Below are 14922 nucleotides of genomic sequence, written 5' to 3' on the forward strand. Positions count from 1 at the left end.
AGTTTCATGGACGCGGCCGTGATTGCCTCGGACGATGCGGGCTTCCGCGCCAGGCACGCGGTGCTGGCCAGCGGCTATGGCGGCGCCCGCGACCCGGATGATCCGGCCATGGTGCAGGCGATGCAGCTGGTCTTGCATCTACCCAGAACCGACCCGCCTTCGCGCAGTGCGCTGCTCGCCGCGGCGGCAGCCGCGGTGGCGGCATTGTGCCTGGACGAGCGGGTCGGACCTGGTGGGGTATGGCGGGAGCACTATTCGGCATGGACGCGATCGCGCGTCCGCAAGGTCGTCCGACGTGCCCGAGGCGGTAAGTGGCACGCGAGCGGTGCGGTGCACGGCGTCACCGCCGAGATCGATGGGGCACAGGCGAGGGCGCTGGTGCCTGGTCCGGTGGGCGCGGTGGATCCGCTGATCAAACGCCTGCAGATCGGTGGCACCGATCTCGACCATGACGATCCCGGCCCGCCGGATGCTGGGTTGCCTGTGCTGTGGGTGCGCACCGCGCTCGGGATGACCCTGGGGAAAGCGGCAGCGCAGGTAGGTCACGCGAGCATGCTGCTGGCCGGCGCTCTGCCGATCGAACATGTCCTGCGCTGGGCGGAGCTCGGATTTCGTTGCGCAGTGCGGGAATCGGATGCCCGGCAGTGGTCGGAACTGGTCGGACAGGTAGCCGATGGCACTGCGGTCGCCGTGCGTGACGCGGGATTCACCGAGGTAGCGCCGGGTTCGATGACTGTGATCGCGGTACCGCCCCGGTCTTGGTGAACGCCTGAGCGGTCCTGTCGCATCCGGTGTGGGGGTCCGCTCCGGGTCCCGCTCCGCGATGCCATATGTACCGGAGCAGGCCCCTGCCACCTGCCCATGTTGGCACGTGCCCCTACGAGTGGGCCAAGATGGAGCCCGTGTCGCAACCGGATTCCGATCTGCTCATCGATTTCACCGACGTGACCGTTCGCCGTTCCGGACATACTCTTGTCGGTCCGGTCACCTGGCGAGTCGAGCTAGACGAACGCTGGGTGGTCCTCGGCCCCAATGGCGCGGGCAAGACCTCGCTGCTGCGGATGGCCGCGGCCGAGATGCACCCTACCTCGGGGATCGCCTATCTACTCGGGGAGCAAATGGGCAAAGTCGATGTCAGCGAGCTGCGCCCGCGTATCGGCCTGTCATCGGCCGCCGTAGCCAACCGGGTTCCGCCTGACGAAAAGGTCAACGATCTGGTGGTGTCCGCCGGATACGCGGTGCTCGGTCGTTGGCGGGAGCGTTACGACGATCTGGACCTCGACCGCGCTATCGATATGTTGGAGAACCTGGGTGCCGAACACCTTTCGGATCGCACCTACGGGACGCTGTCGGAGGGCGAGCGCAAGCGAGTGCTCATTGCTCGTGCTCTGATGACCGATCCCGAGCTGCTGCTGCTCGACGAACCCGCCGCAGGCTTGGATCTGGGCGGTCGGGAGGAGCTGGTGGAGCGGCTCGGCGATCTCGCCGCCGACCCTGATGCGCCCGCGACGGTGCTGGTCACTCACCACGTGGAGGAAATCCCGCCCGGATACACCCACGGGATGCTCCTCAACGAGGGCGAAGTGGTCGCGCAAGGACTGCTCTCCGATGTGCTCACCGCGGAAAGCCTCAGCGACGCTTTTCGGCAGTCGATCCTATTGGATCGGGTGGACGGTCGCTACTTCGCGCGGCGAGCACGTCGTGCGGGCCGTCACCGTACCCGCTGATACGGCTGGCGGGACGTCGCTCACCAAGCACGCGTTAGGGTGCAAGGGTGAGTGAGACAGAAGCGCGGCACGACTCGGTGCCGCCGACAGCGTCACCCCAGGACGCGTCGACGGTGGTACTCATGCGCGACGGCGCCGCAGGGCCCGAGGTCTTTTTGCAGCGCAGGGTAGGCGCCATGGCGTTCGCCGCCGGGATGACCGTATTCCCCGGTGGTAGGGTCGATCCGTCCGACGGTACGGCGGATATCATCTGGGCCGGGCCCGAGCCCGATTGGTGGGCCGAGCGTTTCGCCACTACCAGGACCAGGGCCAAGGCGCTGGTCTGCGCGGCGGTACGGGAGACATTCGAGGAATGCGGCGTTCTGCTGGCAGGCCCTACCGCCGATAGTGTTGTCGCGGATACCGTCGGTTACCGCGCCGCCCGCACCGAGCTGGAGCGCAGAGAACTGTCGCTGGCCGCATTCCTCGCCGAGGAGAAGCTGGTATTGCGCGCCGATCTGCTCCGGCCGTGGGCCAACTGGATCACCCCGGTGATCGAGACACGCCGTTATGACACCCGGTTCTTCGTCGCGGTGCTGCCGGAAGGGCAATGTGCAGACGGCGCCACCTCGGAGGCGGCGGAAGTGCAGTGGCGTACTCCGGCCGAGGCGCTGGAGCGTTGGCGTCGTGGCACCGATATTCTGCTGCCGCCGACCTGGTCGCAGCTGGTCACACTCAGCGCATTCGGTTCTACGGCCGATGTTCTGGCCGCGCGGCGGGCGATCGATCCGATCCTGCCGGTGCCGGCCGCGGTCGATGGCAGACAGCTGCTGTCCTTCCCGGACAGCCAGCGCTACTTCGCCGACCTCCCGGATGCCGGTCAGCTCAAGGGATCCATACGTCCGTGACCGCTCATGCTGTGTTCCTTTCAGCATGTGCGGGGCCCTGCGTGGTTATGCTGCGTTGCCGCCTCCGGGCCTGACCGCTCATGCTGGCACCCGGTAGCGTGGCTTCCCATGGCCGAATTCGTGACCTTGGAGCTGGCCGAGGGAAATGCCGCCCGCCGCGTGGCTGTCCTGCGGATCGCTCGCCCGCCGATGAATCTGTTGACCGTGCAGCTGGCGCTCGAGTTGGCCGAAGTGGCGGACGCTGTCGCGGCGGATCCCGGTATCGCCGCAGTGGTCGTGCACGGCGATGAGCGGGTGTTCTCAGCTGGCGACGATCTGGCTGAGCTGTCCGATTTCGGGGCCGATCAGGCTGGTGCAGTGGCGGCCGACTTCCAGCGGGCGCTCGGCTGCTTGGCCCGCCTGCCGCAGCCCACGGTCGCGGCGATCAGCGGTTACTGTCTCGGCGGCGGGCTGGAATTGGCGCTCGGTGCCGATCGCCGTGTCATCGGTGACAATGTCAAGCTGGGCATGCCGCAGATCAAGGCGGGTCTGATTCCACTCGCGGGTATCCGCAGACTATCGCTGCTGATCGGGCCGGGACAGGCCAAGGATCTCGTGTACACCGGTCGTTTCGTCGGTGCGGACGAGGCAAAGGCACTCGGTCTGGTCGACGAGGTCGTCGCACCGGACAACGTGTACGCCACCGCGATGCGGTGGGCACAGCAGTTCGTGGCAGGTCCGGCTCGTGCGTTATCCGCCGCGAAAGCGGTCTTCGAAGCAGGCCCGCACGGCTTCGACCGTGCCAGGACCGAATGGTCCGCGCTGTTTCTGACCGAAGATCGCCTGATCGGAACAGGTTCTTATCTGGTCAATGGACCCGGAACTGCGGAATTCGTGGGGCGATAGCAGGCTTCAACTGGGGATTTGGGTAGGCTAGCCGACCATGACGGTAAGTCCCGAGGACCCTGCGCCTAACCCGCATGCCACCGAGGCGGAGGTCGAAGCAGCGCGCAAAGATACGAAGCTGGCCCAGGTGCTCTACCACGATTGGGAAGCCGAGACCTACGACGATAAATGGTCCATTTCGTATGACGAACGCTGTATCGAATACGCGCGTGGGCGATTCGACGCCGCCGTCGGCCCAGCCCCGTTGCCCTACCCTAAGGCACTCGAACTGGGTTGTGGCACCGGGTTCTTCCTGCTGAACTTGATGCAGGCGGGGGTGGTAGAATCCGGCTCGGTCACCGATCTGTCTCCGGGCATGGTGAAGGTGGCGCTGCGTAACGCGCGCAATCTCGGGCTGGACGTGGACGGCCGGGTCGCCGACGCGGAGACCATCCCATATGAGGACGACACGTTCGATCTGGTGGTCGGCCACGCGGTGCTGCACCATATTCCCGATGTCGAGTTGGCGCTGAAGGAATGTTTGCGCGTGCTCAAGCCCGGTGGCCGCTTTGTGTTCGCAGGCGAGCCGACTACGGTCGGTAACTTCTACGCGCGGTGGCTGGGCCGGATCACCTGGGGGGTCACCACCACGGTCACTAAGCTTCCGATGTTCAGCGGGTGGCGGCGTCCGCAAGAGGAGCTGGATGAATCCTCGCGCGCCGCAGCGTTGGAAGCGGTCGTGGATTTGCATACCTTCGATCCGAGGGCGTTGGAAGCCATGGCTCGTTCAGCGGGAGCTGTCGAGGTGGCCGCCACGACTGAGGAGCTCGCGGCCGCGTTGTGGGGCTGGCCAGTGCGCACTTTCGAGGCGGCGGTGCCCGCTGAGAAACTCACCATGCGGTACCGAATGGCGATGTATCGTGCCTGGCAGGGGCTGAGCTGGCTGGACGACAATGTCATGCGCCGCGTGGTGCCGCGTCGATTCTTCTACAACGCTATGATCACCGGCATGAAGCCCGGCGCTGCCGGAAAGTAGTGGGCTATCACTTCTCCCGTGACGACGTCGGGTATCTGGGCAGCCCTGCCGGTCGGGCCGCACTGGTCGCGGTGGATGAACTCACGCTGACCGCGGTATCCCTGCTGAAGGATCTCGAGCAGGTGCGGCGCGCCTACGAGGACAGGGCCGCGGCTCTGGTCGAGACGGTCCGGCTACGTCGCCGCGCCGCAGCTAAACTCGCTGACGCGGGAGAGTGGCTGTTCACCGACGACGCCCTGCAACAGGCGACTCCGTCGATCGTCGCCAGGCACCGGGCCGCGCGTCTGGCGGGGCGGGTTGTGCACGATGTGACCTGCTCGATCGGTGCGGACCTCGTCGAACTGGCCCGAGTATGCCCCGCTGTGCTCGGCAGCGATCTGGACGAGGTGCGGTTGGCCATCGCCACACACAATCTGAGTCAGTGCCGTTTTCCGGTAGGGGAGTCGCGTACGTCCGTCACCAGTGCTCAGATATGGAATGTGATGCTGGCGAAGGCGGATGCGCTGCGCCCGTGCAGCAGCGGCACCGTGATCTTCGCCGACCCGGCGCGGCGTTCCGGTGGTAGGCGTACCCACGATCCAGCCAAGCTGCAGCCGCCGTTGCCAGATCTGCTCGCGGCCTATCAGGGCCGCGAGCTGGCGGTGAAGTGCGCGCCCGGATTGGATTTCGAACGTCTTGGCTGGTTGGGTGAGATCGAGATCGTTTCCCTGGACGGCACGGTGCGCGAGGCCTGTCTGTGGTCCCGAAGTCTTGCTGAACCTGGTGTCACCCGTCGTGCCACGGTGCTCTCGTCCACGGGCGCCGCGTGGACTCTCACCGATGCCGAACCCAGCGGCATCGATGAGCGCGCGCCAGGAGAATGGATCATCGATCCGGACGGTGCTGTTGTGCGCGCAGGACTCGTCCGGCATTACGCTGCGAAACTGGGGCTGTGGCAACTGGATCCCCGTATCGCCTACCTTACCGGCGACCACCTCCCTGCCGGGATACGTGGTTTTCGCGTCATCGATCGTCTCGACTATCGCGAGAAAGCCCTGCGCGCCCGTCTTCACCGTCACGACTGCGGGCCGTTGGAGATCCTCGTTCGCGGGGTCGAGGTGGATCCGGACCGGCTGCGGCGCATCGTGAAACCGGCGGGTTCCCGGCCGCTCACTGTGGTGATCACTCGAATCGGGCGCACGCCGACAGCGTTCCTGTGCACTGCGGTGGACTCACGTACGCGGTAGTGATGGCTATTCCGGTTCGAAAGCGAAGATCTCACCGATCCGAGTGGCGACTACGATCTTGCCCCCGGCCCCGACCGAGGTACCGGTAGTGGTGCCCCGCGCTTGGGGAAGGACATCGGAATCGACGGTCGCGCCGGTCTTGGTGTCGAATACGATCAGGTTCAGCCCCTCGCCGATGGCCGCGGTGGTGTAGCCGGTATTGCCCGCGGTCTGCACCGGGGTGCCGCGCAATGCGAGGTCTTTACGCTCCCAGGCCACTTCGACAGCATCTCCCTTGTCCCGCAGAGCGAGCAGGTAGCCGTTGTCACCGGCGGGAATGATGAGTCCGTCACGAGACACCGAGATGCCTCCGCGCGGTGTCCATGGCAGCTGCTGGATCCACTTGATCCGGCCGTCGGCGGCATCGAGCGCGATCAGACGGTCGCTGTTGTCACCGACGTAGACGGTGCCGCCATCCGCGGACAGGGTCGGATTGGTCGCGCTGCCGCGCTTCAGGAGTTGTTCGCTCCATTCCTGGTGGATTTCGCCGTCGGTGTAGCGTAGGGCTACCAGCGCGGCGGCGGGCTCGCCCGGCTTCCGCAGCGTGACGTAGAAGCGGCCGCTCGATGTGTCGATGGGGGAGATATTCGCGACAGGGCATCCGGGGCCTCCGGTGAAGCAGTCGTCGAGTTCTGCTTCAGAGGTCGGCCGGGGCAGGGTGGACTGGACCGGGAGATTCGGTTCGTCGAGTAATCGTACTGTCGGTATCAGTTGGGCGCCTGTCTGTCGTGACAGCACGTCGATCTGGCCGGACTGGGTGATGGTCAGCAGATTCCCGTCGCCAGTGAACTGCGCCGAGACCGGTGTTCCGGTGACTCGGGTACGCCAGCGTGGTTGGCCCAAGTAGTTGAAAGAGTTCATATGGTTGTCGTCACCGACATAGACGTTGGTCATACCGTCGACCAAGGTCGGAGCCGATATCGCGGTGGGGCCGAGCGTGTCGCAGAAGCGTTTGCGGCCGGTCTTCATCTGGAAGGAGAAGATAGAGCAGTTCGGCAGTCGGGTGGTGATGAACATTTGGCTGTCAGGGCCGAGCGTGACGGGCTCGGCGATCGGCCCCCCGACCGGGCGCGACCAGCTCAGCGTGATTTTCCTGGTACCGATGACGGGGCTGCTGCCGCTGTTGCGGCCGTCGTGGTGGACGGCGGTCCACCCCTTGCCGGAACCGACGGTGATGTCGTCGATATCGGTGCCACAGCCGGACACGATCAGCATACCGGCCGTGACCAGCACCGTCGCGGTACGTTTCCGGGACGGTCGCCACCGGAAAGTAGCCAGTACGCCGCCGCTTCGCACCTGCCGCACTCCTGTCGTCGTTGGCTCGCGCGAGACCGATGAGGTGCCGAACCGTTGTCCCGGAACGGTCTTCGCGCCGGTGTGTCCGCTCTCGCCGACGGGCGATTCACTGCCGTCGCCGCGAGAGTCACTGTACGGGAGACCGGCATGAGGCGAACGAGTCCCGCCGGTCGTCGGCGGCACACGCCGCGGGCGTTAGGCTATACCGTGCCGCCTTAGAGGCGGGGCGGCAGGGTAGGACCAAGACAGGAGAGGCGTTCGTGACGAGCATGTGGGGCGCACCGTTGCGTTCGCGCTGGCGGGGATCACGCCGTCGCGATCCGCAGCAGACACGATTTCTGACACTGGCGTCCTTGCGCTGGGTGTTCGCGCATCGGGCTTACACCCCCTGGTACCTGGTGCGTTATTACCGGCTACTCAAGTTCCGCTTGGCCAATCCGCACATCGTGCTGCGCGGCATGGTGTTCCTCGGTCGTGGCGTGGAGATCCATGCGACGCCGGAGTTGGGCAGATTGGAGATCGGCCGCTGGGTGCACATCGGTGACGGTAACGCGATCCGCTGCCATGAGGGTTCGCTGCGCATCGGCGACAAGGTGGTCTTCGGTAAGGACAACGTGGTCAACACCTATCTCGATATCGAGATAGGTGAATCGACTCTGGTCGCAGACTGGTGTTACATCTGCGATTTCGACCACAAGATGGACGACATCACCGTGCCGATCAAGGATCAGGGCATTGTGAAGAGCCCGGTACGGATCGGTCCCGATACATGGATCGCCGCCAAGGTGACCGTGTTGCGTGAGACCCGAGTCGGCCGCGGTTGTGTGCTCGGCGCGCACGCTGTGGTCAAGGGCGAGATCCCGGACTACGGTATCGCTGTGGGCGCACCGGCCAAGGTGGTCAAGAACCGCAAGGATGTCTGGGACTCCGGTGCGGAAGAACGCGCCCGGTACCAGGCGGCGCTGGAGGATATCGCGCGCAAGAAGAATGGCGTCACCCAGACCCAGACCGCCTAGCCGCGTATCCGGCAGGATCGGGAAACGCGGCGCGGTCCGCGCTGGCCGGAATCTTCTGCCTTCAGGCGGTGGGAAGAGCCGTCAATGCGGATCGCGTTCCGGAAGTGGGCGCTCCACAATGGTCGGACGCCCCAGCGGATTGCGTACCCGCCGTTTGGCCGACTGATACACCTGGGCGGTTTCCGCCGCCACCACATCCCAGGCGAAATCGGCGGTGAGTCGTTCTCTGGCAGCGTAGGCCCGCTGCTGAGCGGCGGCGGGATCGTCGAGAGTGGCACAGACCGCCTCGCCCAGGCCGGTCACATCCGCGGGTGCGAAGGAAGCGCCGGTGACGCCATCGATCACAGCCTCGCCCAGGCCGCCTGCCGTCGAGGTGATCAGCGGCGTACCCGCCGCGGCGGCTTCCAAGCCGACGATGCCGAAGGGTTCATACCGGCTGGGTAGCACAATCGCGTCGGCGCCGTGTAGCCAGCCGAGTAGCTCCTCATGTGCGAGCTGACCGGCGAAAGTCACCGCGCGGGCGACCCGGTGTGCTCGGGCCCGCTCGCGCAGCCACTCGAACTGGGTACCGATACCGGCGATGGTCAAAGTAGTGCCGGGATAGGCGCGCCTGATGCGCGGCAACGCCGCGATCGCGTCCTGCACGCCCTTCTCGTACTCGAGTCTGCCCACATACAGCAGTCGTGGCGGGCCATTGCGTGGCGCGCGCGGACGGAAGGTCCAAGCGCCCACGTCGATTCCGTTGCGGATCACCGTCATCGGGATCCGTTCCGGACCATAGAGACGTTGTACTTCGTCTCGCATGGAGGCCGAGCACGTGATCAGCGCGTCGGATTCGTTGGTCAGCCACCACTCGACCGAATGCACCTGTTTGTTGACCTTGCCCGCGACCCAGCCGCTGTGTCGCCCCGCCTCGGTGGCATGGATGGTCGAGACCAACGGCACGTCGTAGTACTCGGCCAGTGCGATACCAGGGTGCGCGACCAACCAGTCGTGCGCATGCACGACGTCGGGCGTCCAGCCGTCGCCTATACCCGGTTTACCGAGAGCGACGCCTGCGCGCACCATGGCGTGCCCCATGGCCAGGGTCCAGGCGAGCATATCCGCACCGAAGTCGAATACCGGCGGGTCTTCCGCTACTGCCACCACGAGCACCCCATCGGCGGCGAAGGAGTGCGTGGGGTGGGTCGAGGAGTCGGTACCGGAAGGTCTCCTGGACAGTACGACCACCTCATGACCCGCCGAGGCCAGCTCGACAGCGAGGTGATGCACATGTCTGCCGAGCCCACCGACCACGACTGGTGGGTATTCCCACGACACCATCAAAATCTTCATGCAAGTCCTCCTGCGGCGCAGCCCGGTTCCGCTGAGACGAGGCCGGGGTCCGTTGCGGCGGAGCCCGATTCCGGCACGGCCGCGGATGCTGCCCCGAGGGCGGGGGAGATGGACCCCGCGGAGGTCAGTCGTCGTGCGTCTACGCCGGGGAAGAGCCCGTCGGCCGCCCCCCATCCTGCCGTCAACTGCCGTGCCTTCGCGACTTGGCCCGCTGCGATCGCCGTGGCGATTTCCCGTACCGCGTGAGCGTGTCGGTGCGCGCGGTCGCGCGCGTAGCCCGCGGCGGAGTCCTTGCTGACCATGAACGCCCAGTCGCTGGACACGGTCAGGATAGCCTCGCGGAGCAGTTGGTCGGCTACCTGATCCCGCACGCCGAGCGCACCGCCCTGAGCGGCGCGCAGCTTATCGACGGTGTCCAAGGTCAGTCGCACGATGTCCTCGTTGAGCTCGACCAGATCGCGTACCTGCTCGCCCGCCCATACCCGCCAGTCCTTGCCCGAGCCCCAGGAAGAGTCGGCCAGTGGCACCGGTTTTCCCAGGTAGCCCCGATCGCGCGCGTCGGTCAGCGTGCCTACGGTCACGCCGGCCTCAGGTAGTGCCCGCAGCACCTGGGCCAGCCACTGCGGCCCCTCGTGCCACCAGTGGCCGAACAGTTCGGTGTCGAATGCGGCGACCACCAGGGCGGGGTGCCCGATTCGTGCGGATTCGGCGATCAATCGTTCGCGCACGGTGTCCACGAAGTCGTCCACGTGGCAGGTGACAGCAGCCGCTGCCAGTTCGGGGTCGTAGGGCGCTTTATCCGGTCCGGCGATGGACTTCCCGGTGACTCGTGCGGGTTTGAGACCTGTAGCGTGATCATAGTGATGAAAATCACGATAGGCGCCATGGCCTGGATAACCCGATTTCGGTGACCATACCCGGTAGCTCACGTGTAGATCGCGTCCGAAAGCGAGCACATCGGACTCGTGTACTGGATGGCCGAGCGCCGTGTCGCCACGTAGTGCGGGGCCGTCGACCATGAAATGTGTTACCCCTGCGGCTTGGTAGCCGATCTCCATGCCAGGGGTATAGCCGCACTCCGGCGCCCAGATTCCAGCGGGAGTGTGGCCCCAGCGATGGTGCGCGTCGGCCAAGCCTTCGGTGAGCTGGAACTGTCGCAGCCGCGGATCCAGCAAAGGTTGGAACGGGTGGGCCAAGGGGCCGCCGAGCAGTTCGATGATCTCGGCGTCGATGAGTTCGCGCCAGACCGGCGCCGCGCCGTGCCGCCAGTGTTGCTCGAATTCGGCCAGCGCCGCGGTGGCCGATCGGTGCTCACGTCTACCGAGTGCGAGATTGCCCGCCATAGCGGCTTCGTCGGCGCGCAGCTGCCAGTTGCCCAGCCAGTGGTGCATGCCTGCCAGGCAGTGCGGGTCGTCCAGTTGAGCTGCGAGCACCGGAGTGATGCCTAAGCTCAGCAGATGTGAACGACCCTCGACGGCAAGGGTTCGCAACACCTCGACGACTGGTAGGTAGGATGCGGCCCAGGACTGGTAGAGCCATTCCTCGCCTACCGGCCAGCGGCCGTGGTGGGCCAGCCACGGTAGATGGGAGTGCAGGACCAAGGTGAACTGGCCTGGTACCGGACTTGCGGAATGCCCGTGGGGCACAGTATTGCGCTCGGTCAAGGCTTCACCGCGATGGCGACCAGGTCCAGACTCGCATCAATGTTCTCGACATCCGCGGCGTTCTCGACATCCGCGGCGACCAGCACGAAGTCGTCGCTCGTGACGCTTGCAACGTCCGCGGTCAGCTCGGCGGGCCAGGGTTGGCCGGCCAGCGCCCGTTCGATCTGCGCGTCGATGAATGATCCGCCGTGCTTGGCGTCCAATGCCCGCAGGCCAGGCCCGTGGTGTACGCCGACCATCCTGGTGACCTCGAAGCCTGCGTCGATCAGTAGTTCGGTCAGCTCGGCGGCACTCAATTCCCTGGTGTGGAACGGGTTGAGCGGGGTATCGCGGCCAGGAGAGAAGGTGATCCTGTTGGGTGTACTGACCAGCAGCTCGCCGCCGGGACGCAGTACACGCAGGCACTCGAGCAGGAATTGGGACTGGTCCCATAGGTGCTCGATCACTTGAAAGTTCACTACGACGTCGACCGAGGCGTCCTCCAGTGGTAGCGCGGCAAGATTGCCCTGGATCATCTCCACCCGCGGGTAGCGCGCGCGCACATGCTCGACGGCACTGGTGTCGTAGTCCACTCCGATCACTCTGTCGGCAACATCGGCGATCATATCGGCGCCGTAGCCTTCTCCGGAACCGGCTTCCAGCACGGTCTTTCCGGAGCAATGATCCAGCAGGCGGGCGTAGACGATCTCGTGTCTACGAAACCAATAGTTCTCTTCCGCAATGTCCGGGACGGTACGCTCGCCGGTCAGCGGCAATGATTCGACAGCGCCTGTGGTCGGCTCGGGGGCCGCGGTCATACTTACCGGGTCGCCCACTGCGGCAGTGGTCACAGCCTTGCTCATCACCCTCACGTTACTGCTATGGCGTCCGTACGGGACATTCGCACCCGGCCTGCCCTCGATTCGAGATTTCGGCACGATCATGCCCCGATCTTCGATTCTTTGATCCTGTGCTGGGAAGCCCGCACGCGGTGGGCGAGACGAACCGTTAAGTTACCCATGGGTAACTTAACGTAAGGTAATGTACACGGCCTGAGCCATTCACCCGGACGTACGGCCCAGCTCGTGCGACCACCATGACCGTGTAATCCAGAACAGGAGGTCGACGAAGACCGATGCCGAACATCGTCGTACTCATCAAGCAGGTTCCCGACACCTGGTCCGAGCGCAAGCTGACCGACGGTGACTTCACTCTTGATCGCGAGGCCGCCGACGCCGTACTCGACGAGATCAACGAGCGCGCCGTCGAAGAGGCGCTGTTGATCAAGGAAGCCCAGGGTGGCGAGGTCACCGTGCTGGCCGCCGGTCCAGACCGCGCTACCGAGGCCATCCGCAAGGCGCTGTCCATGGGTGCGGACAAGGCTATCCACATCAACGATCCGGCCATCCACGGATCCGATGCAGTGCAGACGGCATGGGTGTTGGCCAGCGCTCTCGGCCAGGTCGAGGGGGTGGAACTGGTCATCGCCGGTAATGAGGCGACCGATGGCCGCGCCGGTGCCGTGCCCGCGATCATCGCCGAATACCTGGGTCTGCCGCAACTGACGCACCTGCGCAAGCTGACCGTCGACGGCGATAAAATCACTGGTGAGCGCGAGACCGACGAGGGCGTTTTCAAGCTGGAAGCCGGTCTGCCTGCCATCGTGAGCGTCACCGAGAAGATCAACGAGCCGCGTTTCCCGTCCTTCAAGGGCATCATGGCCGCGAAGAAGAAGGAAGTGCAGACCTTCACGTTGGCCGACCTCGGCGTCGACCCGTCGACTGTGGGTGTGGCGAACGCGGGCTCCGCGGTCACCGCGGCTACCCCGAAGCCCCCGCGCACCGCGGGCGAGAAGATCACCGACGAAGGCGACGGCGGCACCAAGATCGCCCAGTACCTGATCGGCCAGAAGGTCATCTGATCTCGGCAGCGCTCTGCGGGACACCGCATCAGGCTGGGCGGAACGAGCGCTCGGCGATTGCCGCTCTTTCCGCCCTCCAGGACTGAAGACTTCTTAGGAGAGAACACAAATGGCAGAAGTACTTGTGCTCGTCGAGCACGCAGACGGCGCGATCAAGAAGGTCAGCGCCGAATTGATCACCGCGGCTCGTGCGCTCGGCGAGCCCGCCGCCGTCGTGCTCGGCCCGGCGGGTACCGGCCAGAAGCTGGCTGACGCGCTAGCCACCGCTGGCGCCGAGAAGATCTACGTCGCCGAGTCCGACGATGTGGAGAACTATCTGGTGACGCCGAAGGTGGATGTGCTGGCCGGGTTGACCGAGTCGGCCTCCCCGGCCGCGGTCATCGTCGCTGCCACCGCTGAGGGCAAAGAAGTGTCGGGTCGTCTGGCCGCCCGTATCGGCTCCGGCCTGCTGATCGATGTCATCGACGTGAAGTCCGACGGCAGCGCGGTGCACTCCATCTTCGGCGGTGCGTTCACAGTCGACGCCAAGGTCACTGGTGATGTGCCGGTGATCTCGCTGCGTCCGGGTGCCGTTGAGGCTTCGGCGCAGGCCGGTGCGGGAGAGAAGGTGACTATCGAGGTACCCGCACAGGAAGAGGGCGTGGTCAAGGTGACCTCGCGCGAGCCGGTCGTGGCCGGTGACCGTCCCGAACTCACCGAGGCGAGCATCGTGGTCTCCGGTGGCCGTGGCGTCGGCTCTGCCGACAACTTCGCCGTGGTCGAAGCATTGGCTGATTCGCTCGGTGCCGCTGTCGGTGCCTCGCGTGCCGCGGTCGACTCGGGCTACTACCCAGGTCAGTTCCAGGTCGGTCAGACGGGTAAGACCGTCTCGCCGCAGCTGTACATTGCCCTGGGTATCTCCGGCGCGATCCAGCACCGCGCCGGTATGCAGACCTCGAAGACCATCGTCGCGGTCAACAAAGACGAAGAGGCGCCGATCTTCGAGATCGCGGATTACGGCATTGTCGGCGACCTGTTCAACGTCTCGCCGCAGCTGACTGAAGCAGTCAAGGCGCACAAAGGCTGACGACCCGCGTGCCGCGCGGAATCGGTGGCCCTGGCTAGGGAAACAGCCGGGGCCATCTTTCGCTCGCAGACGCGAGAGCAGGCGCTGCTGGGACAAACCGGGTAGAGACGCCGATCAGCCGCTGAAAAAGAACAGCTCGAAACCGACCGCACGCTCGGCGGGGAACCCTTCTTCGGGGCCGGTTACCCGGTCCATGATGATGCGAACCTGCTCGTCGACGGGTACGGAAGTCAATGCTGTGAGATAGCGGCGGTGCTCGGTCAGAGACGCGGCAGCCTGTGCGAGGGTGTCGGTGACATCCACAGCATGGGTGACGACCGGACCCATGACCGCCGCCCACCGCACCGACCAGGGTTCCTGTTCGGCGATCTCGGGGAATATCCATTCGTTGCCCGCGTCTGAGATGGCGTCGAGTGCGGCTCGGCCGACAGCGCGGTGATCGGCACTGTTGGCGTAACCAGGTGCCCATGTGTCGCCGAAGTTGAACAACACCACCATCTCCGGTCGGTGCCTGCGGATCGCCGCGGCCAGGTCACGACGCAGCTCCAGACTTTCCTGAACCCTCCCGTCCGGATATCCAAGGAACTCCACCTCTCGCACCCCGACCACCTCGGCCGCCGCGATTTCCTCCGCTTCGCGCAGCGGGCCCGCAACCGCAGGCCTTAGCCCGGCGATTCCTGCCTCTCCGCTGGTCACCAGTACATAGCGAATATCCTTGCCCTGGCGGGTCCAGCGCGCGACCGCTGCGGCGGCACCGTATTCGATGTCGTCGGGGTGCGCGACGATTACCACACCGCGCTGCCAGTCTTCGGGAACCTGATCCATGACAGTTCATTCAAGCATTGGTTCCCGAGAAACATGTCATG

General features: G+C 65.3%; 14 protein-coding genes. 9 read left to right on the forward strand and 5 right to left on the reverse strand.

All coding sequences use genetic code 11. The features are described 5' to 3' along the window. The first annotated feature begins 6 nt into the window (after window positions 1-6). The 6 genes from ACX4ZE_RS02720 (at window position 7) to ACX4ZE_RS02745 (ending at window position 5740) form a co-directional block, all read left to right on the forward strand. Entirely contained in the window at window positions 7-765 is a 759-nt protein-coding gene (locus tag ACX4ZE_RS02720) for an aminoacyl-tRNA hydrolase (protein ID WP_480271935.1), read from the forward strand. Window positions 766-893: 128 nt separating this feature from the next. Further along, window positions 894-1727, forward strand: a complete 834-nt coding sequence (locus ACX4ZE_RS02725) for an ABC transporter ATP-binding protein (RefSeq protein WP_480271675.1) — start codon at window positions 894-896, stop codon at window positions 1725-1727. 122 nt (window positions 1728-1849) lie between these two features. After that, window positions 1850-2614: an NUDIX hydrolase gene (locus tag ACX4ZE_RS02730; RefSeq protein ID WP_480271936.1), complete on the forward strand. Its 765-nt coding sequence runs from the start codon at window positions 1850-1852 to the stop codon at window positions 2612-2614. A 108-nt stretch (window positions 2615-2722) separates the two neighbouring features. Beyond that, entirely contained in the window at window positions 2723-3499 is a 777-nt protein-coding gene (locus ACX4ZE_RS02735) for an enoyl-CoA hydratase-related protein (RefSeq protein WP_480271676.1), read from the forward strand. Between the two features lie 37 nt (window positions 3500-3536). Continuing rightward, the gene (locus tag ACX4ZE_RS02740; RefSeq protein ID WP_480271677.1) at window positions 3537-4514 is read left to right on the forward strand and encodes a class I SAM-dependent methyltransferase; all 978 of its coding nucleotides are present in this window, start codon (window positions 3537-3539) and stop codon (window positions 4512-4514) included. After that, window positions 4514-5740 (forward strand): THUMP-like domain-containing protein, encoded by a 1227-nt coding sequence (locus ACX4ZE_RS02745; RefSeq protein ID WP_480271678.1) that lies wholly within the window; start codon window positions 4514-4516, stop codon window positions 5738-5740. Before ACX4ZE_RS02740 ends, ACX4ZE_RS02745 begins: the two co-directional genes overlap by 1 nt. Window positions 5741-5746: 6 nt before the next feature. On the opposite strand, the gene ACX4ZE_RS02750 is transcribed toward ACX4ZE_RS02745, so the two are convergent. Next, entirely contained in the window at window positions 5747-7075 is a 1329-nt protein-coding gene (locus tag ACX4ZE_RS02750) for an outer membrane protein assembly factor BamB family protein (RefSeq protein ID WP_480271679.1), read from the reverse strand. A 269-nt stretch (window positions 7076-7344) separates the two neighbouring features. Between ACX4ZE_RS02750 and ACX4ZE_RS02755 the strand changes: the two genes are divergently transcribed. Then, window positions 7345-8091: an acyltransferase gene (locus tag ACX4ZE_RS02755; RefSeq protein ID WP_480271937.1), complete on the forward strand. Its 747-nt coding sequence runs from the start codon at window positions 7345-7347 to the stop codon at window positions 8089-8091. 81 nt (window positions 8092-8172) lie between these two features. Here ACX4ZE_RS02755 and ACX4ZE_RS02760 read toward each other — a convergent pair whose 3' ends face one another. The 3 genes from ACX4ZE_RS02760 to ACX4ZE_RS02770 are packed head-to-tail and all read right to left on the reverse strand — an operon-like array spanning window position 8173 to window position 11932. Further along, window positions 8173-9426, reverse strand: coding sequence for a glycosyltransferase family 4 protein (locus tag ACX4ZE_RS02760; RefSeq protein ID WP_480271680.1), 1254 nt, complete (start codon window positions 9424-9426; stop codon window positions 8173-8175). Further along, window positions 9423-11090: a 1,4-alpha-glucan branching protein domain-containing protein gene (locus tag ACX4ZE_RS02765; protein ID WP_480271681.1), complete on the reverse strand. Its 1668-nt coding sequence runs from the start codon at window positions 11088-11090 to the stop codon at window positions 9423-9425. The genes ACX4ZE_RS02760 and ACX4ZE_RS02765 overlap by 4 nt, the downstream gene beginning before the upstream one ends. After that, entirely contained in the window at window positions 11087-11932 is an 846-nt protein-coding gene (locus tag ACX4ZE_RS02770; RefSeq protein WP_480271682.1) for a class I SAM-dependent methyltransferase, read from the reverse strand. The genes ACX4ZE_RS02765 and ACX4ZE_RS02770 overlap by 4 nt, the downstream gene beginning before the upstream one ends. Window positions 11933-12204: 272 nt before the next feature. On the opposite strand from ACX4ZE_RS02770, the gene ACX4ZE_RS02775 reads away from it, so the two are divergent. Together ACX4ZE_RS02775 and ACX4ZE_RS02780 are read left to right on the forward strand one after the other, a co-directional pair. Then, window positions 12205-12990 carry an electron transfer flavoprotein subunit beta/FixA family protein gene (locus ACX4ZE_RS02775; RefSeq protein WP_480271683.1) on the forward strand — a complete coding sequence of 262 codons (786 nt, stop codon included), beginning with the start codon at window positions 12205-12207 and terminating at the stop codon, window positions 12988-12990. 109 nt (window positions 12991-13099) lie between these two features. Next, a complete protein-coding gene (locus ACX4ZE_RS02780) occupies window positions 13100-14056 on the forward strand; it encodes an electron transfer flavoprotein subunit alpha/FixB family protein (RefSeq protein WP_480271684.1) in 957 nt (318 codons plus the stop codon). Between the two features lie 114 nt (window positions 14057-14170). Here the strand turns inward: ACX4ZE_RS02780 and ACX4ZE_RS02785 are convergent, their stop codons facing one another. Continuing rightward, the gene (locus ACX4ZE_RS02785) at window positions 14171-14881 is read right to left on the reverse strand and encodes a PIG-L deacetylase family protein (RefSeq protein WP_480271685.1); all 711 of its coding nucleotides are present in this window, start codon (window positions 14879-14881) and stop codon (window positions 14171-14173) included. Window positions 14882-14922: the final 41 nt, after the last annotated feature.

The organism is Nocardia sp. TBRC8007, from assembly GCF_056629435.1.